This window comes from Sinorhizobium kostiense, assembly GCF_017874595.1.
GTDB classification, from domain to species: domain Bacteria; phylum Pseudomonadota; class Alphaproteobacteria; order Rhizobiales; family Rhizobiaceae; genus Sinorhizobium; species Sinorhizobium kostiense.
Genome location: NZ_JAGILA010000012.1, coordinates 99,010 through 119,524, shown reverse-complemented (window position 1 = coordinate 119,524; position 20,515 = coordinate 99,010). Strand labels below are relative to the sequence as shown.

Genomic DNA, 20,515 nt, shown 5'->3' with positions numbered 1-20,515 from the left:
CGCTCGGCGCGTCGGCGAGCCTTCTCCTCGGCGCGCTGTTGCTCTTCCGCCTGGCTTTGCTGCTTTTCCTCGGCCGCCCGCTGCTTCTCGGCCTGGCGCTTCTTGCGGGTTGCCCTTTGCTGCTCTTCGCCCTGTTGAGCTTCCTCCTCGGCCGCCCGCTGCTGCTCCCGCTCGGCGCGACGGCGAGCTTTCTCCTCGGCCCGTTGCTGCTCTTCCGCCTGCCCCTGAGATTCTTTCTCGGCAGCCCGCTGCTTCTTGCGCTTCTTCAGTTGCTGCAACTCTTCAGGGGACAATTCGCCCCCTTCCTGGGCCACTTCGAACGGCGCTTTCAGTCTGTCGGCCAACGCTGGTTGAACCGCAAGGGCGGCCGCGAAAAACGGCAGGGTCGCCGTTGCGAAAAGTTTGAATCGAATAGACATTCTCTTCCTTGCTCTGGTTCCGACGCTTCTCGCGCGCGGCGTTCCCTTTCGCGGTCGCATTGCGCACCGCCAGCACATCGGCTCAAGGCCATGACCCGCGGTTCTGACTTTTTTGTGTCAGCCAGCCTGTCGAAGTCGCAACGCGACAGCCGCGGATCGGTCCGCTTAGGACCTATCTGAGGCGATGTTAACCGTGCCTGAACGCAAGCAGCGAGGCCGCAAGTCGCAACGGAGCGCCTTCGCTGCCCTAAGGAAAGAGTGGCGCGCCGGAATTGCGGGCTGAGGGTATCGTGAGGGTATTCACGCGGGTGCCTGCCGCGGACCTCAGGCTATTGATCGCGGCGCCGCTGGCCGAAAGTGTAGCCTGTCTCGACGGTCGCCTTGCCGAACTTGTCGCGCAGCTTGTTGACCGCGTCCTCGGCCGCAGCCCGTCTGCGGGCGAGCTGATCCACCAGATCCGGCGGATCGGCGAGATCCGGGTCAGAAAGGTCGCTGACGCCGATGCCGATCAGCCGGTATCTCGTTCCGTCGACCTCCTTTTCGAGCAATTGCAGGCCCGTTCGGAAAATGCGGTCGGCGAGACGCGTGGGGCTCTCCAGGCGCCGATTGCGTGTGCGGAGCTTGAAGTCGGCGGTCTTGAGTTTCAGGACGACCGTCTGTCCGGCAAGAGCCGAACTGCGCAGGCGAGCCGCCACCTGTTCGCTTAGGCGCCTGAGATGCGGCACGAGTTCTTCCTCGCGCGCAAGGTCGTCGTTGAAGGTGGTTTCCGAGGAGACGCTTTTCGCCTCTCCATCGGTCTCGACGACACGATCGTCCTCGCCGCGCGACAGACGATACAGCCTTTGCCCCATGGTCCCGTAGCGACGCATGAGGTCGGCCTCTTCCATCAACTGCAATTGCCCGATCGTGCGGATACCATCGCGCTCGAGCGTCGCCGCAAACGCTTTGCCGACGCCCCAGATCAGGGTCACGGGGCGATGTTTCAGGAAATCCAGGGCCTCCGCCAGTCCGATGACGGAGAAGCCGCGTGGCTTCTGCAGATCGGACGCGACCTTGGCGAGGAACTTGCAATAGGAAAGCCCGACAGAGACCGTGATGCCGATTTCCTGCTCGACACGGCGGGCGAAACGGGCAAGCGTCCTCGCCGGCGGATCGTTGTGAAGCCGCTCGGTGCCGCTCAAGTCGAGGAAAGCCTCGTCGATCGATAGCGGCTGCACGAGCGGCGTCAGTTCCTGCATCATGGCCCGAACCTGCCGCCCGACGCGTGAATACTTCTCCATGTCTGGCTTGATCACGACCGCATCGGGGCAGGCTTCCAGCGCCTTGAACATCGGCATGGCCGAGCGCACCCCATGAATGCGCGCGATATAGCAGGCGGTCGAGACCACGCCGCGTTTCCCGCCGCCGATGATCACCGGCTTGTCGGCGAGCTCCGGATTGTCGCGCTTCTCGATCGAGGCATAAAAGGCGTCGCAATCGATATGCGCGAGCGTCAGACGATAGAGTTCGGCGTGGCGCAGTAGCCGCGGACTGCCGCAGGTCAGGCAGCGTCGCGCAGGGGCGGCATGTTCCGTCAGGCAGTCCCTGCAGAAGCCGGAAATCGGAGTAGCGCTGTCGGTCATGTCCGGAACAAATGTTGAACGCGGCGACTTTACGCTCTAGGCTACTGAGTCTCAAGGTGGGAGTGGGAGGCCCCATTGGATATCGCCCTGCAATTTGCGCCGGTGACGGCGGGTCGCTGGTCGGACTTCGAAAAGCTGTTTGGTCCGAGCGGGGCGTGTTGCGGCTGCTGGTGCGTCGCGCTGCGGCTGCCCTATGCCGTCCGAGCCAACATGTCGGCCGGCGATCGACGGGACTACATGCGGGCGCGCATCGAGTCCGGACCGCCGCCCGGCATTCTCGGCTACAGCGATCGTGAGCCCATTGCCTGGGTCCAGGTCGGGCCGCGTGCAGACGTGCCGCAGTTCAATTCGCCGCGCACGGTTTCGCGGCCGCTTGAGCAAAGCGAGGCGCAGGATGCAGGCATCTGGGCTGTAAGCTGCTTCTTCCTGTCATCGCGCTGGCGCGGCAGGGGGTTGAGCCACCACATGCTTGCCGCCGCCATCGATCATGCGCGTGCCGGCGGCGCGCGCTGTCTCGATGCTTGCCCGATCGATCATGCGAAACAGCCGAAGTCGGTGGCGCTCTATATCGGCGCGACCGCGATCTTCGATGCCACCGGCTTCGAGATCGTCGCTCGGCGCAAGGACGGCCGGCCGCTCATGCGATTGGATCTCGCCCAATGAGGATAGCCGCGCAAGCCACGCTCGCAGACGACTTCTGCCGGTGCCCGCGCCAGCCGGAAAGCGGGCGCGTTCAATCGTCGAAATTCATCGGGCCGGAAAAGACCTGGTGGGCCCTGACGACCTCTTCCGGGGGCGTCTGCGTGGCAGCGCAGAAGGCCATCAGAGTCGGCTCGTGGTCCATCAGGAAGGAGACCACTCCGCCCAGGAATCCGGGGTCGCCGGCGGCCTGGCGCAAGCATCCGGGATCGGTGCCGGATAGCGCAAGAAAGCGCGACAAGAGTTCCGGCTCGCTCGCAAGCCAGGACAGGATGGCGATGGAGATATCGTCGGCACTCTTCATCGTGTTGAATCTCTTCTCATTTGGCGGCCCGGGTTACCTTTTTTTCAACCAAATGACGCTAGCCTTGCGACCGATGGAACGGGTCGAGTCGCCAATTGCGGAACTTATATCTCATAAAGGGACTTGCAAGGCGGCGACAGACAGCAAGGGATCGACATGCCCAAACAGGTGATGATTGTTGAGGATAACGAGCTGAACATGAAGCTCTTCCGAGACCTGATTGAGGCTTCGGGCTACACGACGATCCAGACGCGAAACGGCATGGAGGCGCTCGAACTCGCGCGCAAGCACCGGCCCGACCTTATCCTCATGGATATCCAACTGCCGGAGGTTTCCGGCCTCGAAGTCACAAAATGGCTCAAGGAAGATGACGAACTCCACGTCATTCCGGTGATCGCCGTGACCGCCTTCGCGATGAAGGGCGACGAGGAGCGAATCCGCCAGGGCGGCTGCGAAGCCTATGTTTCCAAACCGATTTCCGTTCCCAAATTCATTGAGACGATAAAGACCTACCTGGGCGATGCCTGAGTGCCGGGGACCCTGATATATGACTGCGCGTATCCTCGTTGTCGATGACGTTCCAGCCAATGTGAAGCTTCTCGAGGCGAGGCTCCTCGCTGAATATTTCGACGTCCTGACTGCCGGAGACGGATCTTCCGCCCTGGCGATCTGTGAGAATACGGCCGTCGATCTCGTGCTGCTCGACGTCATGATGCCGGACATGGACGGCTTCGAGGTGTGCGAGAGGCTGAAGGCGAACGGCCGGACCGCGCACATTCCGGTGGTCATGGTGACCGCGCTCGACCAGCCTTCCGACCGTGTCCGCGGCTTGAAGTCCGGCGCCGACGACTTCCTCACGAAGCCGGTCAACGATCTGCAACTCATGTCTCGGGTAAAGAGCCTCGTACGACTGAAGAATGTCAGCGACGAATTGCGCCTCAGGGCACAGACGGCGCACACGATCGGCCTGCAGGAACTCCTGCGCGAGGACCGTCCCGATGAGCCCGGCAGCGTCCTTCTCGTCGACGGCCGCGCCTCGTCACAGGAGCGGCTGCAGAAGGCGCTGAGGCCGATCGCCGACGTTTCGGTGATGGCCGAACCTCAAGCGGCCCTGTTCGAAGCCGCGGAGAACAGCTTCGACCTCGTCATCGTGAATGCGAATTTCAGTGACTACGACCCGCTGCGCCTGTGTTCGCAACTGCGATCTCTTGAGCGGACGCGTTTCATTCCTATCCTTCTCGTGACGGAGCAAGGGAATGATGAGATCATCACCCGTGCGCTCGAGCTCGGCGTCACGGACTATATCGCGCGCCCGGTCGATCCCAACGAGCTCATCGCCCGCTCTCTGACCCAAATCCGGCGCAAGCAATGCAACGATCGGCTGCGGGCTAGTGTGCAGCATACGATCGAGCTGGCGATTACCGACGACCTCACCGGCCTCCACAATCGTCGTTATCTCGACGGACACCTGAAGCTGCTCATGGATCGGGCGAGCGCGCGCGGCCGGCCGCTTTCGATCTGCATCACCGACATCGATCGCTTCAAGCACGTGAACGACACCTATGGCCATGACGGGGGCGACGAGGTGCTGCGCGAGTTTGCCAATCGTGTTCGGGCCACGGTGCGCGGCGCCGATCTTGCCTGCCGCTTCGGTGGAGAGGAATTCGTGATCGTCATGCCGGATACGACGCCGGAGGCGGCCGCGGTCGTCGCCGAGCGGCTTCGACTGATGGTTGAAACGCGTGGCTTCGAAATTCCAGGGACGGATACGGTGCTGGGCGTCACGGCATCGCTTGGAATTGCCAGCCTGCGGCCGGAGGGTGATACCCCCGAAGGCTTGCTGAAACGCGCCGACCTGGCCCTCTACGAGGCGAAGAATAGTGGACGAAACAGGGTCGTTGCGGCAGCTGCCTAATCTTGCTCCTTAGGAGGGGAAGGCTGTCGCTCAACTCCACATTACTTGTATCTGTCGCCGTAGAAGTTCCCGCGAATGTGCGGCCTCGCCTCTTGTCAACGTTCTTCTCGGTTGTATTCTTGCGACGTCGCGGGTGCTGGGGCAAAGCATCTTCATAAAGCGGCGAGGTTCGGATTTGTCCGAATACGAGACAAAAATTAACCAAACATCGAGCAACCTTGTTTCGGTGATTAAGAATTCGTTGATTTTTTTTTATTTTCAGGCAATGCTGAAAAGTAAGGAAGTGAGATTTCCGTTATCAATTCGTTACCCCATGATGCTCAGGTCCGCCGCATCTCCTGGGTCGTGGGGTCGGTCGGCTGGCTTCTGGCGTCCGCGGATTCCTCGTGCCGCTGCTGGAACCAGCCGACCCCTTTAACAAGCGCCGCTTCGAAGGAAGCGGCGTTTTTCATTCCAGCGAATGCTTGGATTTTACTTCCTGGTTGCGGAAATCGAAACCGTTTCAGGGCCTGATACGGCTTTTCCGGTCGCCGTTGCTACCCTTGTGTGTCCGAAAAGACGCATGTCGCTTGTGGTCTAGCAGCAACAATCGTTGGACGTGCTTCGTCTGGATCATTTCGAATTGCTGCATGTCCCTGGCTTTAAGTCGAGGGCGATATTACAGCGCCGCGCGTCTTTTCAGACGCGCAAAGGTCGCTGCAACTCTTTGAATTTGCGCATCGAGCTTTCCGAAAATCGGGTACGATTTTCGGGCCGATGCGCTAGGAGACATGCAGCAGCAAAAAGAAAGGGCGCCGACCTTTCGGCCGGCGCCCGATAAAAGACAACGATGATCTTACTTGATCTTCGTTTCCTTGAACTCGACGTGCTTCTTGGCGACCGGATCGTATTTCGTCTTCGTCATCTTCTCCGTCATCGTACGGCTGTTCTTCGTGGTGACGTAGAAGTAACCCGTGTCGGCCGTCGACAGCAGCTTGATCTTGATAGTGGTAGCTTTCGCCATGGTCGTCCTGCCTTTATAGAAAAATCAGAGCCGTGGACAACCGGTTGCGGGCCACGGTCAAGGTTGGCGCGAAACTACAAATCGCGACCGAAAAGTCAAGGCCGTTTTGGCTTCAAAACGATGCGGGCAAGGGAAAGCACGACATAAAGTCCGAAGAAGGCCGCGATAGCCCAGGCGAAGCCGTTATTGCCGGTGACGTCCATGGCGGCGCCGATCGCCTGCGGACCGGCCACGGTGCCGACCGCATAAGAGAAGACGAAGGCGGCGTTGGCTGCGGCGAGATCCGCGCCCTGGAGGCGCGAGCCGAGATGGCTGAGACCCACCGTGTAGAGCCCCGAGACGCATCCTCCCCAGAACAAGAGCACCAGCGCCATCAGAAACCAACTTTCCACGAGCATAGGCAGGAAGAGAGCACCGATGAGCCCGATCACGGTGAGCGCGGAGAGCAGCGTGCGGCGGTCGCGGACGGTGTCGGAAAGCATGCCGAGCGGGATCTGGAAGATGAAGTTGCCGACGCCCATGACGGTGAGCAGGAGCGCGGCCTGCGATTCGGTGAATCCGGCGCGGGTGCCGTAAATCGGGAAGAGCGAGAGCCCGCCCGATTCGACGGCACCGAAGATGAAGACGGCGGCGGTCGCCGTCGGCACCAGGAAGAGATAGCGCACGAAATGGCGTCCGGGTTTTTCATCGATCACCGGACTTTCGTTACGCGCCAGATAGATCGGGATCGCCGCGAGCAGGATAACGATGGCGCCGACCGCAAAGGGCAGGATGCCCTCGCTTCCGAGTATGGAAAAGAGCAACGGTCCGCTCGCAAATCCGAGCGACAGCACAGTACCGTAGATGCCGAGCACGAAGCCGCGCTTGTTCGGTGGCGCCGTCGCATTGATCCAGAATTCCGACAGAACAAAGAGCACGGTGATCGCGCCGTGAAAGACGATTCGGAGCGGAAACCAGAGCCAGAAATTGCTGATGTAGTAGAAGCCCAGCGCGCTGGCCGCGGCGAAGACGATTGCCAGCAGCATGGTCGGTGCCACGCCATGGCGATGCGCGAGTTTCGTCGTGAGTGGGGCGGCTGCCATGGAAGCAAGGCCGGCCATGGCGGAATTGAGTCCGATCAGGGTCGGAGCTATGCCGCGCTTTTCCATGATGATGCTCAAGAGCGGGAGCCCCAGGCCGATGGCGATGCCGACCGAGGTGATCGAAGCGACGGCCGCGATCAGCGAAGGCCAGTGAATTTCGTCAACCGGCGCAGGCGTGCCGGAGAGCGGCTTCGACATTCGACAGATTCCTAGAGAAGCGTGCGGACGAAGCGCCGGTGGCGCGTGAAATAGAAGGGCACCCGTCTTTCGTGTGGGAGCAAGGGATCCGCTTCGAGGCCAGTCCGCATTTCCGCAAGGATGATGGCGGTGATCTCCGGAATTCGGAGAGACGAACAGTCCTTCACGTCGATCCACTGCAAATCCTGGAGCTCCCGGCTTTCCAGGATCTCGGACGGATCGATCTCGGCCTCGTCCGCGAAAACCGCGAAGAAACGCGTGTCGAAACGCCTCGGCTGTCCCGGAGGAGTGATGGCCCGAGCCATATAGCGCAAGTTTGTGAGATCGGGAAGAAAGGGGAGGGGTGCGTTCGGCCGGCTGAGCGCCGTGCCGATGCTCACGCCCGCCTCCTCGTGAAGCTCCCTGACGGCGGCGAGCGCCAGCGCCCGTGCTCTGCCAACGGAGAGCGGACGGCGGCGCTCGGTCGTTTTCAGCGCTTGGAGAACCGCGGGATGCAGGTCGCCCGAAAACTCCAGCCGGTAATCGGTGGGGTCGCAGCGTCCCCCCGGGAAAACGTAAAGGTCCGGCATGAAAGCATGGCCGCTGTGGCGCCTTCCCATGAGGACGCGCACATTCCCGCCGGATCGGTCGAGAAGCATAATGGATGCTGCATCGCGCGGCCGTAATGGAGCAGGGCTCGCCGATTGAAGTTGCGGAAGGGGAGGGCTGGCGCTGGCGCCTTCGCGCGTCATGCCGAAGGATCTCGCGGCGGCAAGCTATCTTCCGGAGTGTCCTCATGGCCGCCGAAGCCGTGCATCTTCAGGGCCCATTGCAGGCCGATGACCGCGCCTTTGACGGGCTGCATCAGTGCCAAGGAGCTTGCGAGCGTCACCGGCGCCCAGAACGCCAGGTGCTGCCAGGTCGAAAGCGGCAGTATCAGATCGGTCATCATATAACCGGTCAGCACCAGATGTCCGACGATCGTCACGACGATATAGGGCGGGAAGTCGTCGGCGCGGTGATGATCCATGCGCTCGCCGCAGGCGGCGCAGGAATCGACCGACTTCAGGAAGCTGCGAAACAGGCGGCCGTTCCCGCAGGCCGGGCAACGGCCGAAAAACCCGCGCTTGATCGAGCGGCCAACCGGCCGTTCATCCTTCTCAGCGCCACCGAGATGCAGTATATCCGTCGCCGTTGCCTTCATGTGCAAAGTCCCTCATGCCGGGCGGAAGCTGCTGCGTCAGCGCCTGCCGCGCGGCGGTCGCGTTCCCGGCCGTTTGCCCGCATTTACGCGATTGCGCCGGCCGGCCTTGTGGAACGAGCGCATTGCCGTGGGCATTTTGCGCCCTTCGCTCACCATCTCGAAGCGAAGCGCACCGGCAAGCGGCACCGCTTCCGCAAGCTTGACGCGCACCGGGTCGCCCAGGCGGTAACCGAGACCGGTTTTCTCGCCCGACATGGCCTGGTGGGCCTCGTCATAGATGAAATAATCGCGTCCGAGCGTCGATACAGGTATGAAGCCGTCGGCGCCATAGGAAGGCAGCGTGACAAAAAGTCCCGCTTTGGTCACGCCGGAAACACGCCCCTCGAACTCCTCGCCGACGCGCCCGCTCAAGTGATGGGCGATCAGCCGGTCGACGGTGTCGCGCTCCGCCGCCATCGCGCGCCGCTCAAAGGTGGAGATCTCGGCGGCGATGTCGTCCAGCACGCCCTCCTCCTGCGGCGTCAGCCCGCCTTCGCCGAGGCTGAGCGAGGCAACCAGCGCCCGGTGCACCACCAGATCCGCATAGCGGCGGATCGGCGAGGTGAAATGGGCGTAGCGCATCAGGTTCAGGCCGAAATGGCCGATGTTTTCCGGGCTGTATATCGCCTGGCTCTGCGAGCGCAGCACCATCTCGTTGACCATGGTCTCGTATGGCTTGCCGTCGGCCTTCGCGAGGATGCCGTTGAAGTGGTTCGCCCGCATGTTGCCGCCCTTGGAGAGCGAGATATCGAGCGTCGCCAGGAATTCGCGCAGGCTCTCCTGCTTGGCGAGCGAGGGCTGGTCGTGGACACGATAGATCAGCGCCTGCCGCTTCTGCTCCAGCGTTTCGGCGGCCGCGACATTGGCCTGGATCATCATCTCCTCGATCAGCTTGTGGGCATCGAGGCGTTCCGGCACGAAGACCCGGTCGACGGTGCCGTCCGGCTTCAGAACGATCTTGCGCTCAGGCACATCGAGTTCGAGCGGCTGGCGCCGCTCCCGACCGCGTGTGAGTATCCGGTAGGCCTCCCAGAGCGGCTGCAGGATCGATTCGAGGATGGGACCTGTCTTGTCGTCGGCACTGCCGTCGATCGCTGCCTGGGCCTGGCTGTAGGACAGCTTTGCGGCGCTGCGCATCATGATACGATGGAAGCTGTGGGCCGCCTTGCGGCCCTCCTTCGAGAAGCGCATCCGCACCGCGAGCGCCGGGCGATCGACGCCCTCCTTCAAGGAACAGAGGTCGTTGGAGATCCGCTCCGGCAGCATCGGTACAACGCGGTCCGGGAAGTAGACCGAATTGCCGCGCTTCAGCGCCTCGAGGTCGAGTGCGGATTTCGGCCTGACATACCAGGACACGTCGGCGATCGCGACGGTGACGATTACGCCTCCGGGATTTTCGGGTGAGGGGTCCGGCTCGGCAAAAACGGCGTCGTCGTGATCCTTGGCATCCGCCGGGTCGATCGTGATCAGCGGCAGCGAACGCCAGTCTTCGCGATGCGCCATCGTCGCGGGCTCGGCGGCCTCGGCCTCCTTCAACACCCGCTCGGGGAAGACATGGGGAATCCCGTGCGCGTGGATGGCGATCATCGAGATCGCCTTCTCGGACGCCACCGAGCCGATGACAGTTTGCACCTGCGCGCGCGGCAATCCATAGCGCCCGAGACGCGCGAGATGCACCTCGACCAGATCGCCGTCCTTCGCCTCGCCGGTGAAGTCCGGATCGACCAGCACCTCCTCGCCGCGCTTGTCGATCGGCAGCAACCGGCCGCCGCCGCCAGGGGTCGAGCGGAAGACCCCGAGCACCGCATCCTTGCGCTTGTCGAGAACCTTGATGACGCGTCCGGTATAGGCGGGGCCTCCGCGCTCCTTTGCGGGAAAGATCTTGGCGAGCACCCGGTCGCCGAGGCCGGCAACCGGGGCCTTGCCCTTCGCTTTCGCAACACTGGACTGCTTGATGAGCACGGCCGGCGCGACGCCGTCATCGTCCAGCCATTCAGCCGGGCGCCCGATGAGTTCGCCGTCGACGTCGCGGACGGTGATGTCGAGAACGGTGACGGGAGGCAGTCCGCCGGGGCGGACGAGCGACTTGCGCTTTTTCTCCACCAGCCCGTCCTCCTCGAGCGACCTGAGGAGCGCTTTGAGCTCGACCCGAGCCTCGCCCTTCAGGCCGAAAGCCTTGGCGAGCTCGCGCTTCGATGCCTGCTGCGGGTTTTCGGCGATGAAGCGCAACAGCACCTCGCGAGACGGAACCTCGCCGTGAATGATCGTCTCGCTCGCGGCGGGCGCCGCCTTGGCGGCGCGGAGCTGCTTCTTGCCGGAGCCTTTCAGGGGCCGTTCGGTTGGGTCGCCCGGAATCCTGGTCAATGTCAGTCCTTCTTCGCCTTGGCGGCCGTTTTCGCTTTCGCCTTCGCAGCGGCCTTGGGTTTTTCCGCCTTCGACCCGCCACTCTTCGTCGCTGCGGCCGCCGACTTGCCCCTGGCCGACTTTCCCTTCGAAGCACCGGCCTTGCCGGCGCGCTCGGCGATGAGCGCCAGCGCCTCTTCGACGGTGACGGATTGCGGGTCCTTGCCCTTCGGCAGCGTGGCGTTCACCTTGCCCCAATTGACATAGGGACCGAAGCGTCCGTCGCGCACCGTAATCGCTCCGCCTTCCGGATGTTCCCCAAGTTCCTTCAATGCCGCCGCCGCGGTTCGACCGCGTGCGGCTCCGCCGTTCTTCGACTGCTTGTCGGCGAGTACGGAGACGGCGCGATTGAGGCCGATCGAGAAAACGTCTTCGACCGACTCAAGATTGGCATAGGTACCGTCATGGAGCACGAAGGGACCGTAGCGGCCGATCCCGGATGAGATCATTTTGCCGCTTTCCGGATGCTTCCCAATGTCGCGGGGCAGCGACAGAAGGGCGAGCGCTTTCTCATGATCCATGGCTGCGGGGGTCCAGCCCTTCGGCAGGCTGGCGCGTTTGGCGTCCTTGCCGTCGCCGCGCTGCACATAGGGACCGAAGCGGCCGCTGCGCAAGGTGATCTCCTCGCCCGTATGCGGGTCTCGGCCCAGGCTTTGCGGCTCGTTCGAGACTGCGGCTTCCGCGTCGCCGTTGCTTTCGGACGAAAGCTGGCGCGTGTAGTTGCACTCGGGGTAGTTCGAGCAGCCGACGAACGCACCATACTTGCCGAGCTTCAGCGACAGCTTGCCGGTGCCGCAGACCTGGCACATGCGCGGATCGCCGCCATCCTCGCGTTTCGGGAAGACGAGCGGCGCAAGTTCCTCGTTCAGCGCATCCAGCACGTTGGTGACGCGCAGTTCCTTGGTGTCCTCGATCTGCGAGAAGAAATCATTCCAGAATTCGCGCAGCACGTCCTTCCAGTTGAGCTCGCCGGCGGAAATCTGATCGAGCTTCTCTTCGAGAGACGCGGTGAAATCGTATTCCACATAGCGGGTGAAGAAGCTTTCGAGGAAGGCCGTCACCAGCCGACCCTTGGCTTGGGGCACCAGCTTGCGCTTGTCGATCGCCACATAGTCGCGATCGATAAGCGTCGTCACGGTTGCAGCATAGGTGGACGGACGCCCGATGCCGAGCTCCTCCATCTTCTTGATCAGCGTCGCTTCGGAATAGCGCGGCGGCGGCTCGGTGAAGTGCTGGCTGGCGTTGATCCTCTGCTTGGCGAGACTCTCGCGCGCATTGATCTCCGGCAGGCGGCCACCCTCGTCGCCATCGTCCGCCTGCTCGCCGTCCTCCTTCATGTCCGTATAGGCGGCGATGAAACCGTCGAAGCGAATGACGGAGCCTGTGGCCCTGAGGCCGGCCTTCTTGCCGCTGTTGTCGGCCGTGATCTCGGCGGTCGTCCGCTCGATCTCGGCCGACGCCATCTGGCTTGCGATGCCGCGCTTCCAGACGAGATCGTAGAGCTTCAGCATGTCGCCGTCGAGGTAGCGGCGCACCTGCTCGGGGGTGCGGTTGAAGTCCGTCGGCCGGATGGCCTCGTGCGCTTCTTGGGCGTTCTTTGCCTTGGTCGAATAGAAGCGCGGCTTTTCCGGCAGGTAACGCTCGCCGAACTGGCCGCCGATCGCGCGGCGTGCGGCATCGATCGCCTCGGGCGCCATCTGCACGCCGTCGGTACGCATATAGGTGATGAGACCGACAGTCTCACCGCCAACGTCTACGCCCTCATAGAGCTTCTGCGCCACCTGCATGGTACGCGAGGCCGAGAAGCCGAGCTTGGAGGAGGCGGCCTGCTGCAGCGTCGAGGTGGTGAAAGGAGGCGACGGATTGCGCTTGACGGGCTTCGCCTCGACGCTTTCGACCACGTAGCTCGCTCCGTCGAGCAGCGTCTTCAGCCGGTTGGCTTCCTCCGCATTGCCGATTGCCTTCGGCTGCAACCGCTTGCCGTCGGCCGAAACGAGCCGCGCCTCGAACTCGTCCCCACGTGGCGTCTTCAGGAGCGCCGAGATATTCCAGTATTCTTCCGTGACGAAGCGCTCGATCTCCGCCTCGCGATCGCAGACGAGGCGCAGCGCCACCGACTGCACGCGGCCCGCAGAACGCGCCCCCGGGAGCTTGCGCCAGAGAACCGGCGAAAGGTTGAAGCCGACGAGATAGTCCAGCGCGCGGCGGGCGAGATAGGCGTCGACGAGCGAAGCATCGATGTCGCGCGGCTCCGCCATCGCGTCGAGCACAGCTTTTTTGGTGATCGCGTTGAAGACGACGCGCTTGACCGGCTTGTCGCCGATCACCTTCTTCTTCTTGAGAAGGTCGAGCACGTGCCAGGAAATCGCTTCGCCTTCGCGATCCGGGTCGGTTGCGAGGATGAGGCCGTCGGAGGACTTCACCGCGTCGGCAATGTCCTTCATCCGCTTGGCGGAGGCGCCATCGACTTCCCACGACATCTCGAAGTCTTCGTCCGGGCGCACCGAGCCATCCTTGGCCGGCAGGTCCCGCACATGGCCGAACGAGGCAAGCACCTTGTAGCCTGGGCCTAGGTACTTGTTGATCGTCTTGGCCTTGGAAGGCGATTCCACCACTACAACATTCATCGTCATTTTCTGACACAACTCACATGGCGAGGCGCAAGCTCCTGTGCGCCGAACATCGACGCCACGAAATGGACAGGGATTCGGGCGCGGTCAAGAGGTCTCATCGAAAATAGCGATATCGCCGTCGACCGCAACCAAGCGGCAAAACTCGAAGGTCTGCAACCGTTTGTTGTCGTATTTGGAGTTTTGGCCGGCGATATCATGCCGCCGCGGGCGCCTTTGACGGCTCTATTCAACGGAAGTGAGCGAGACCAGATTGGCGCCGTGGCGGCAGAGCTGGCCCGCAAGGTCGAGTTCCAGGAGAATCAGATGGACCTCCGAGGCGGAGAGCCCCGTATGCCGGATGATGTCGTCGATCTCGACGGGAGTCGGCCCGAGCGCCTCGACGATCCGCGCGCGGTCGCCATTGCCCGGCGTCGCCGCTGCCGGCCGAGGGGACCGCATCTCCTCGACCGCGGGCGCCTTGTCTTCCCGGCGCGAGAACAGATCGTCGCGGCTCAGCGGCGCCAGCGCCTCGATGAAATCGGCCGGAGAGGTGGTGACGGTCGCGCCTTGCTTCAGGAGGTCGTTCGTCCCGTGGCAACGCGGATCGAGTGGCGAGCCCGGGACAGCGAAGACCAGCGGCCGAAATCGGCAGCATAACGCGCTGTGATCAGCGAGCCGGAACGGCTGGCCGCTTCGATGACCACGACTCCGAGGCTGACGCCGGCGATAAGGCGGTTGCGCCGCGGGAAATCACGGGCGCGCGGCTCCCAGCCAAAGGGCATCTCGCTGATTGCCAATCCGGCACCGGAGGTGATCTCCTGCAAGAGCCCGACATTTTCCGGCGGGTAAGGCCGATCGAGCCCGCCCGCGAGCGCGGCGATCGTGCCGGTCTGAAGGCTCGCACGATGGGCGGCCGTATCGATACCGCGGGCGAGCCCGGAACTGACCACGTAGCCGGCCGCACCAGCCTCGCGAGCGATCATCGCGGCGAATTTGGCCCCGCTGATCGAGGCATTGCGCGAGCCGACGATGCCGAGGGCCGGCCGGCTCGCAGCTTCGAGATCGCCCTTTACAGCAATGAGCGGAGGAGCCCCGTCGATCTCCGTGAGCGCCGGCGGATAACCGGGCTCGCCGATGCCGACGAAGACGGCGCCGAACCGGTGCGCGGCTTCGAGCTCGCGCTCGGCATCGTCAACCGAAGCGATTCGTGTGGTCCGCCCGGCGCCACCGCGCCGCGAAAGCTCCGGCAGTGCGTCGAGCGCCGCCTCCGCGGACCCGAAGTGATTGACAAGGTCGCGAAAGGTCGCCGGGCCGACATTGTCGCTGCGGATGAGCCGCAGCCAGGCGATCTTCTGCCGTTCCGTCAACGCAGTTCCGGTTCGTCGACTGCCGTTCGGCATTATCCCTTTTCTCCGATCCGGCTTTCCGTGCCGCTCAGGAGTCGCTCTATATTGGTGCGGTGCTTGATCCAGCTGATGACGGTCATTGCCGCAAAGAGCAGTGCGATCTTTCCATATCCCGATGCGTAGAGCGCGACGGGAATGCTCGCGGTCGCGACCAGCGCCGATAAGGAAGAGTAGCGGGTAATCTTTGCCATAGCGAGCCACACGGCCGCGAAGGCGAGCACCATGATGGGCGCAAGGCCCAGCAGCACGCCGATATAGGTCGCGACCCCCTTGCCGCCCTTGAAGCCGAGCCAGACCGGAAAGAGGTGCCCGAGAAAGGCTGCAAATCCGGCGGCAATCCCCGCTTCGATACCCCAATAAGAGGCGATCGCCGCGCCGGCCGTGCCTTTGAAGGCATCGAGCAGCAGCGTCGCCGCGGCAAGCTTCTTGTTGCCGGTCCTCAGCACATTCGTCGCGCCGATATTGCCGGAGCCGATCTTGCGCACGTCGCCGAGTCCCGCCATGCGGGTGAGGATGAGGCCGAACGGGATCGACCCCAGAAGATAGCCGAAAGCCAGACACAGAAGCGTCGCAGGCAGTCCCAGCTGCCAGGAAAGAATGTCCACCGGTTGTCCCCCGCTTAACCCCATCACACCGAATGCACGAGCTTGCCGGCAACATAGGTCTGCACGACCCTGCCGGTAAAGCGCGCATTTTCGAATGGCGTGTTCTTGGAGCGGGAGACCAGTGCCTCCCTGTAGAGAATCCAGGGTTCGTCGAGATCGAGGATTGCGATGTCCGCTTTCGCACCAGGTTTGAGCGTGCCCGCATCAAGGCCGAAAGTGGCGGCCGGCCGCGTGGACAACGCATCTATCAGCCGCATCAGCGGAACCTGGCCGCTGTGATGCAGGCGCAGGGCCGCGGCCGCAAGCGTTTCGAGGCCAACCGCGCCGTCAGCCGCATCGCCGAACGGCAGGCGCTTGGTGTCGACGTCCTGCGGATCGTGCGAGGAGACGATGATGTCGATCGTGCCGTCGGCAAGCGCCTCGACCATCGCCACCCGGTCATCTTCACTGCGGAGCGGCGGCGACAGCTTGAAGAATGTGCGGTACTCGCCGATGTCGTTTTCGTTGAGCGTCAGGTTGTTGATCGATATCCCGCAGGTGACGTTTACGCCGCGTTCGCGCGCCACGCGCACGGCATCGGCCGATTCGGGAACGGAGATCTTGGCGGCATGATAGGCGGCACGCGTCAGGCCTGCGATGCGCAGGTCGCGCTCGAGCGGAATGATCTCCGACTCGCGCGGGATGCCGGGAAGGCCGAGCCAGCTTGCAAGCAGACCCTCGTTCATCACGCCGTTGGCGCCAAGATACTTGTCGCGGGCCTCGAGCGCGATGACGGCGCCGAACTCGCGCGCATAGGTCATGGCGCGGCGCAGCACCAGCGCATCGTGGAGCGGCTTGCGGCCGTTGGTGAAGCAGACGGCGCCGGCATCTCGCAGCAGGCCGAATTCGGTCATCTCTTCGCCTTTGAGCCCCTTGGTGAGCGCCGCGGCGGGATGGACGTTGACGAGCGCCTTGTCGCGGGCGGTCTTCTGCACGAATTCGACGAGCGCGATGTCATCGATCACCGGATCCGTATCGGGCATGGCGATGAAGGAGGTGACGCCGCCGATCGCTGCCGCGCGCGCGGCCGACTCGATCGTCTCGCGGTGCTCGCTGCCCGGCTCGCCGACGAAGACGCGGGCATCGACGAGGCCGGGAACAGCGACCAGGCCTGCGCAATCCTTGATGAAGGCACCCGCCGGGACGCCTTGGTTCTGGGCATCCTTTCCCGCCGCAAGGATGCGGCCGTCGCCGCCGACGACAATGGTGCCGGTCTCATCGAGGCTCCGTGACGGATCGACAATGCGGAGGTTCTGCAGGACGAGCGGTCTGGTCATAGGCGCGGCCCCTGGTTCTGGGACAAGAGAAGCGTTTCCATCACCGCCATGCGGACGGCGACGCCCATTTCCACCTGCTGCTCGATCACGCTTTGCGGGCCGTCGGCAATTTCCGAGGCGATCTCGACGCCACGGTTCATCGGTCCCGGATGCATGACGAGCGCGTCGTCCTTGGCGGCCTTCAGCTTTTCCGAGTCGAGTCCGTAATAGTGGAAGTATTCGCGTACCGACGGCACAAAGGAACCGGCCATGCGTTCGCGCTGCAGCCGCAGCATCATCACCACGTCCGCATCCTTCAGGCCCTCGATCATGGAATGGTAGACTTCCACGCCCATTTGCTCGATCCCGGCGGGAAGCAATGTCGCTGGCGCCACGACCCGCACGCGCGCTCCCATCTGGTTCAAGAGCAGGATATTGGAGCGGGCGACGCGCGAATGCAGCACGTCGCCGCAGATCGCGACGATGATGCGCGACAGCTTGCCCTTGGCACGGCGGATCGTCAGCGCATCGAGAAGCGCCTGCGTCGGGTGCTCGTGCTGGCCGTCGCCGGCATTGACCACGGAGCAGGAGACCTTCTGCGCGAGAAGGGCTGCCGCGCCGGCGGACGAATGGCGCACGACGAGCACGTCCGGGTGCATGGCATTCAGCGTCATCGCCGTATCGATCAGCGTCTCGCCCTTCTTGACCGAAGAGTTGCCGACGGACATGTTCATCACATCCGCACCGAGCCGCTTTCCGGCGAGCTCGAAGGAGGATTGCGTTCGGGTGGAGGCTTCGAAGAAAAGATTGATCTGCGTCAGGCCACGGAGCGAAGAGGTCTTCTTCTCCCTCTGGCGGGAGATCTTCACGGCTTCGTCGGCGCGATCGAGCAGGAGCGTTATGTCCTGTTCCGTCAGCCCCTTGATGCCGAGCAGGTGGCGATGCGGGAAAGTGATCATGAGCCGCCCTTGCATGCTGGGATTTGGCTCGCTCTATAGAACGTGGTCCATGCAGCGGCAAGCGGCGCGCCACCCCTTCCGTAGAAAACTTATCCGCCGCGGTCCTTCTTTCCGCCGGCCTGTTTCGCACCCGCGAAACTTGCGCTAGAACCGGCCCATGAATCAGATGAACCGGACCGAACAGAAACTTGCAGAACTGAACCAGCCCAAGCCCTGGTCCGGTGCCAATGCCTACCGCTCCGACCCGCTGGTGGTCGACATCACGTCCGGCACGCCGAAGATCTTGCGCGATGAATTCGACGCGCTTGGCCGCTATGTAACCTCGCCGGAGGCGCAGGAACTGGCGCGCATGGCGAACGAGGGCGCGCCGAAACTGAGGACGCATGGACCCCGCGGCGAGCGCCTCGACGTCGTCGAGTTCCATCCCGCCTGGCATGCGCTGATGCGCCGTTCGATGACGACGGGACTGCACTCCTCCGCCTGGGAGAATTTGCCGGACGAGCGCGGCCAGTCTCACAAAGTGAGGGCGATCCGCTTCTATCTGACCGCGCAGCTCGAATGCGGCCATCTCTGCCCGCTTACCATGACAAGCGCGTCGGTGGCCGCGATCACGGCGTCTCCGGCCGTCCAGAAGGAATGGGCGCCGAAGATCCTCTCGCGCAAATATGATTCCTCCAATCGCCCCTGGATGCAGAAGTCCGCCGTCACCATCGGCATGGGTATGACAGAGAAGCAGGGCGGCACGGATGTGCGGGCCAACACGTCCACCGCGGAACGCGTCGGCGAGGGCATCTATCGCCTCAACGGCCATAAATGGTTCATGTCGGCGCCGATGAGCGATGCCTTCGTGATGCTCGCCCAGACCCGCGAGGGGCTCGGATGCTTCCTGGTGCCGCGGCTGCTCGAAGATGGCGCGGCGAACGGCCTGCGGTTTCAGCGCCTCAAGGACAAACTCGGCAACCGCTCCAATGCCTCTTCGGAGGTGGAGTTCTCGGATACGTTCGGTTTCCTGCTCGGGACGCCGGACGCCGGCATTCGTACGATCCTCGACATGGTGACGCTGACGCGGCTCGATTGCGCGCTCGCGTCCGCCGGCATGATGCGTGCCTCGCTCGCCGAGGCTGTGCATCACACGCGCGGGCGCAAGGTATTCGGCAAGGCGCTCGTCAGCCAACCGATCATGACCCGGGTGCTCGCGGATATGGCGCTCGACGTTGCGGCTGCGAGCGCGCTGTCGTTCCGCCTCGCCGAGGCCTTCGACAAGGCTCATGCCAGCGCCGAGGACGCCGCTTATGCGCGGATCATGACGCCGGTCGCGAAATATTGGTCATGCAAGATCGCCCCCGCGCTGATCTACGAGGCGATGGAGTGCCTCGGCGGCAATGGCTATGTAGAAGAGCGTTCGCTCGCGCGGCACTATCGAGAGGCCCCGGTCAACGCGATCTGGGAAGGCTCCGGCAACGTAATGGCGCTCGACATCCTGAGGGTGCTTGGGCGGCGCAAGGAACTGTTCGAGCAGCTTTTCAGCGTTTTCAGCCGCGATCTTGGCCCCGCTGGACGCAAGACGATCGAGGTGCTGCGGGCCGCCATGGCGCTCTGCGAGCGCGACGAGGGGGCTGCCCGATTGCTGGTCGAACAACTGGCGCTCGCGGCGGCGGCAGCGGAGCTTTATCGGCTCGGTGCCGGCCGCATTGCCGACGCCTTTCTCGAGTCGCGCCTGGCGGCCGGCTGGCGCTCCACCTATGGCATGCTCGATTCGCGCTTCGATTCAGCCTACGTCGTCGATCTGCTCTACCCGGCAGCCACATAGCCGGTGACGAAGATGACGAGCGGTATGGTGAAGAATGACGCGGCCGTCTGAAGCGTGGCAACGGCGGCATAGAGTTCCGCGTCTCCTCCCATCTGCTTGGCAAGGACATAGCCGTTCATCGCCGTCGGGACCGCCGCGCCAAGCGCGATGACGAGCAGGGCATCACCGCGGATTCCGAGGAGCGCGCTTGCGCCCACCATGAAGATCGGCATGACGATCAGCTTAAGCATCACCGCGAGCAGAGCGGGCGTGCTTGGCCTCAGCGCGTCCGCGATCTTCAAGCCGGCACCGACCATGACCAAGCCGAGACTGAGCGAGGCGGTCGCCAGCATGTCGATCGCTGTCATCGCCGGCGGATAGAGACTGGTGCCGGCGAGGTTGAGCAGGATCCCGGCCGCCGACGCGACGATCAGCGGGTTGGTGACGATCTTGAAGAAAAAAAATCCGAGTCCGCGGCTGCGGCCGCTGAACCAGACGAGTACCGCGACATTATAGAAATTGATCGGGATGATGATCAGCGTCATCACCAGGGCCGTCAGGCTGAGTCCGACCGCGCCATAAAGCTTCTGCGCAATGGCGAGAGCCATGAAGCCGTTCCAACGCGTCGCAGTCTGGAATATCGACGTGAAGGTGGCGCCGGATACGTCGCGCACCCGCAAAAAGGGCCAGCTCAGGAGCAGGGCTGCCGACATTACGGTCACGCTGCCGATCGTCGCGATCGCCGTCGCGTCGGCTTTCATGCCGGTGAAGTCCGCCTTCGCCAGTGTCGAGAACAGAAGCGCGGGGAAGAGGAAGTAGTAGCCGAACTGCTCGAGCCCGGCCCACATGCCCTGGTCGACGAGCTTCGACCGCCGCAGCCAGACCCCGAGAAGCACGAGCAGGAAAACGGGCACAATGCTTTCGAAGATGACGGTCATGACGGGCCTATGAGAGGGAGGTGCTATGCATAGAGCGGTGGAGC

At 63.3% G+C, this 20,515-nt stretch carries 17 protein-coding genes and 2 pseudogenes; 4 read left to right on the top strand and 15 right to left on the bottom strand.

The genetic code is table 11. From position 1 onward, the window contains the following. Nucleotides 1–344: pseudogene (locus tag J2Z31_RS28740) on the bottom strand (OmpA family protein); the annotation flags it as partial. A gap of 404 nt (nt 345–748) precedes the next feature. Next, on the bottom strand, nt 749–2,041 hold the full coding sequence (locus tag J2Z31_RS28735; RefSeq protein ID WP_209607127.1) for a DNA polymerase IV: 1,293 nt from the start codon (nt 2,039–2,041) through the stop codon (nt 749–751). Between the two features lie 75 nt (nt 2,042–2,116). Between J2Z31_RS28735 and J2Z31_RS28730 the strand changes: the two genes are divergently transcribed. Then, nucleotides 2,117–2,704 carry a GNAT family N-acetyltransferase gene (locus tag J2Z31_RS28730; protein WP_209607125.1) on the top strand — a complete coding sequence of 196 codons (588 nt, stop codon included), beginning with the start codon at nt 2,117–2,119 and terminating at the stop codon, nt 2,702–2,704. Nucleotides 2,705–2,774: 70 nt separating this feature from the next. On the opposite strand, the gene J2Z31_RS28725 is transcribed toward J2Z31_RS28730, so the two are convergent. Beyond that, complete coding sequence (locus tag J2Z31_RS28725) at nt 2,775–3,044, bottom strand: DUF3572 domain-containing protein (protein WP_209607122.1); 270 nt, start codon at nt 3,042–3,044, stop codon at nt 2,775–2,777. A gap of 156 nt (nt 3,045–3,200) precedes the next feature. Here J2Z31_RS28725 and J2Z31_RS28720 point away from each other — a divergent pair, with 156 nt between their 5' ends. Together J2Z31_RS28720 and J2Z31_RS28715 are read left to right on the top strand one after the other, a co-directional pair. Further along, entirely contained in the window at nt 3,201–3,572 is a 372-nt protein-coding gene (locus tag J2Z31_RS28720; RefSeq protein WP_034854043.1) for a response regulator, read from the top strand. Nucleotides 3,573–3,591: 19 nt separating this feature from the next. Continuing rightward, nucleotides 3,592–4,959: a PleD family two-component system response regulator gene (locus tag J2Z31_RS28715; protein ID WP_209607120.1), complete on the top strand. Its 1,368-nt coding sequence runs from the start codon at nt 3,592–3,594 to the stop codon at nt 4,957–4,959. Between the two features lie 320 nt (nt 4,960–5,279). On the opposite strand, the gene J2Z31_RS29680 is transcribed toward J2Z31_RS28715, so the two are convergent. From J2Z31_RS29680 to J2Z31_RS28665, 11 genes and pseudogenes are all read right to left on the bottom strand, one after another. Further along, complete coding sequence (locus tag J2Z31_RS29680) at nt 5,280–5,411, bottom strand: hypothetical protein (RefSeq protein ID WP_268828541.1); 132 nt, start codon at nt 5,409–5,411, stop codon at nt 5,280–5,282. 383 nt (nt 5,412–5,794) lie between these two features. Next, nucleotides 5,795–5,962, bottom strand: a complete 168-nt coding sequence (rpmG, locus tag J2Z31_RS28710) for a 50S ribosomal protein L33 (protein ID WP_014764050.1) — start codon at nt 5,960–5,962, stop codon at nt 5,795–5,797. A 95-nt stretch (nt 5,963–6,057) separates the two neighbouring features. Continuing rightward, nucleotides 6,058–7,242 carry an MFS transporter gene (locus J2Z31_RS28705; RefSeq protein WP_209607118.1) on the bottom strand — a complete coding sequence of 395 codons (1,185 nt, stop codon included), beginning with the start codon at nt 7,240–7,242 and terminating at the stop codon, nt 6,058–6,060. Nucleotides 7,243–7,253: 11 nt separating this feature from the next. Then, the gene (locus J2Z31_RS28700; protein WP_209607116.1) at nt 7,254–7,973 is read right to left on the bottom strand and encodes an NUDIX hydrolase; all 720 of its coding nucleotides are present in this window, start codon (nt 7,971–7,973) and stop codon (nt 7,254–7,256) included. Further along, nucleotides 7,970–8,425, bottom strand: a complete 456-nt coding sequence (locus J2Z31_RS28695) for a DUF983 domain-containing protein (RefSeq protein WP_209607114.1) — start codon at nt 8,423–8,425, stop codon at nt 7,970–7,972. The genes J2Z31_RS28700 and J2Z31_RS28695 overlap by 4 nt, the downstream gene beginning before the upstream one ends. A gap of 36 nt (nt 8,426–8,461) precedes the next feature. Further along, the gene (rnr, locus tag J2Z31_RS28690) at nt 8,462–10,828 is read right to left on the bottom strand and encodes a ribonuclease R (protein ID WP_209607113.1); all 2,367 of its coding nucleotides are present in this window, start codon (nt 10,826–10,828) and stop codon (nt 8,462–8,464) included. A gap of 2 nt (nt 10,829–10,830) precedes the next feature. Continuing rightward, a complete protein-coding gene (gene topA / locus J2Z31_RS28685; RefSeq protein WP_209607111.1) occupies nt 10,831–13,494 on the bottom strand; it encodes a type I DNA topoisomerase in 2,664 nt (887 codons plus the stop codon). 228 nt (nt 13,495–13,722) lie between these two features. After that, nucleotides 13,723–14,879, bottom strand: a pseudogene (gene dprA / locus J2Z31_RS28680) (DNA-processing protein DprA). Beyond that, nucleotides 14,879–15,490 carry a glycerol-3-phosphate 1-O-acyltransferase PlsY gene (gene plsY / locus J2Z31_RS28675; RefSeq protein ID WP_209607108.1) on the bottom strand — a complete coding sequence of 204 codons (612 nt, stop codon included), beginning with the start codon at nt 15,488–15,490 and terminating at the stop codon, nt 14,879–14,881. The pseudogene dprA and the gene plsY overlap by 1 nt, the downstream one beginning before the upstream one ends. Before the next feature lie 23 nt (nt 15,491–15,513). Further along, on the bottom strand, nt 15,514–16,806 hold the full coding sequence (locus J2Z31_RS28670; protein WP_209607106.1) for a dihydroorotase: 1,293 nt from the start codon (nt 16,804–16,806) through the stop codon (nt 15,514–15,516). Beyond that, nucleotides 16,803–17,744: an aspartate carbamoyltransferase catalytic subunit gene (locus tag J2Z31_RS28665; protein WP_209607104.1), complete on the bottom strand. Its 942-nt coding sequence runs from the start codon at nt 17,742–17,744 to the stop codon at nt 16,803–16,805. The genes J2Z31_RS28670 and J2Z31_RS28665 overlap by 4 nt, the downstream gene beginning before the upstream one ends. A gap of 157 nt (nt 17,745–17,901) precedes the next feature. On the opposite strand from J2Z31_RS28665, the gene J2Z31_RS28660 reads away from it, so the two are divergent. Further along, entirely contained in the window at nt 17,902–19,554 is a 1,653-nt protein-coding gene (locus J2Z31_RS28660; RefSeq protein ID WP_209607102.1) for an acyl-CoA dehydrogenase family protein, read from the top strand. On the opposite strand, the gene J2Z31_RS28655 is transcribed toward J2Z31_RS28660, so the two are convergent. Next, nucleotides 19,536–20,471, bottom strand: coding sequence for an AEC family transporter (locus J2Z31_RS28655; RefSeq protein WP_209607100.1), 936 nt, complete (start codon nt 20,469–20,471; stop codon nt 19,536–19,538). The two genes, J2Z31_RS28660 and J2Z31_RS28655, sit on opposite strands and share 19 nt — an antisense overlap. Nucleotides 20,472–20,515 lie beyond the last annotated feature (44 nt).

What these genes read in the sequence shown, in the direction of transcription:
- J2Z31_RS28720 (WP_034854043.1), top strand. Translation starts at nt 3,201, where the DNA reads ATGCCCAAACAGGTGATGATTGTTGAGGATAACGAGCTGAACATGAAG.
- J2Z31_RS28735 (WP_209607127.1), bottom strand. Translation starts at nt 2,041, where the DNA reads ATGACCGACAGCGCTACTCCGATTTCCGGCTTCTGCAGGGACTGCCTG.
- topA (WP_209607111.1), bottom strand. Translation starts at nt 13,494, where the DNA reads ATGAATGTTGTAGTGGTGGAATCGCCTTCCAAGGCCAAGACGATCAAC.
- J2Z31_RS28670 (WP_209607106.1), bottom strand. Translation starts at nt 16,806, where the DNA reads ATGACCAGACCGCTCGTCCTGCAGAACCTCCGCATTGTCGATCCGTCA.
- J2Z31_RS28700 (WP_209607116.1), bottom strand. Translation starts at nt 7,973, where the DNA reads ATGACGCGCGAAGGCGCCAGCGCCAGCCCTCCCCTTCCGCAACTTCAA.
- J2Z31_RS28665 (WP_209607104.1), bottom strand. Translation starts at nt 17,744, where the DNA reads ATGATCACTTTCCCGCATCGCCACCTGCTCGGCATCAAGGGGCTGACG.
- J2Z31_RS28715 (WP_209607120.1), top strand. Translation starts at nt 3,592, where the DNA reads ATGACTGCGCGTATCCTCGTTGTCGATGACGTTCCAGCCAATGTGAAG.
- J2Z31_RS28725 (WP_209607122.1), bottom strand. Translation starts at nt 3,044, where the DNA reads ATGAAGAGTGCCGACGATATCTCCATCGCCATCCTGTCCTGGCTTGCG.
- J2Z31_RS28660 (WP_209607102.1), top strand. Translation starts at nt 17,902, where the DNA reads ATGAATCAGATGAACCGGACCGAACAGAAACTTGCAGAACTGAACCAG.
- J2Z31_RS29680 (WP_268828541.1), bottom strand. Translation starts at nt 5,411, where the DNA reads ATGAAAAACGCCGCTTCCTTCGAAGCGGCGCTTGTTAAAGGGGTCGGC.
- rpmG (WP_014764050.1), bottom strand. Translation starts at nt 5,962, where the DNA reads ATGGCGAAAGCTACCACTATCAAGATCAAGCTGCTGTCGACGGCCGAC.
- J2Z31_RS28695 (WP_209607114.1), bottom strand. Translation starts at nt 8,425, where the DNA reads ATGAAGGCAACGGCGACGGATATACTGCATCTCGGTGGCGCTGAGAAG.
- J2Z31_RS28705 (WP_209607118.1), bottom strand. Translation starts at nt 7,242, where the DNA reads ATGTCGAAGCCGCTCTCCGGCACGCCTGCGCCGGTTGACGAAATTCAC.
- J2Z31_RS28655 (WP_209607100.1), bottom strand. Translation starts at nt 20,471, where the DNA reads ATGACCGTCATCTTCGAAAGCATTGTGCCCGTTTTCCTGCTCGTGCTT.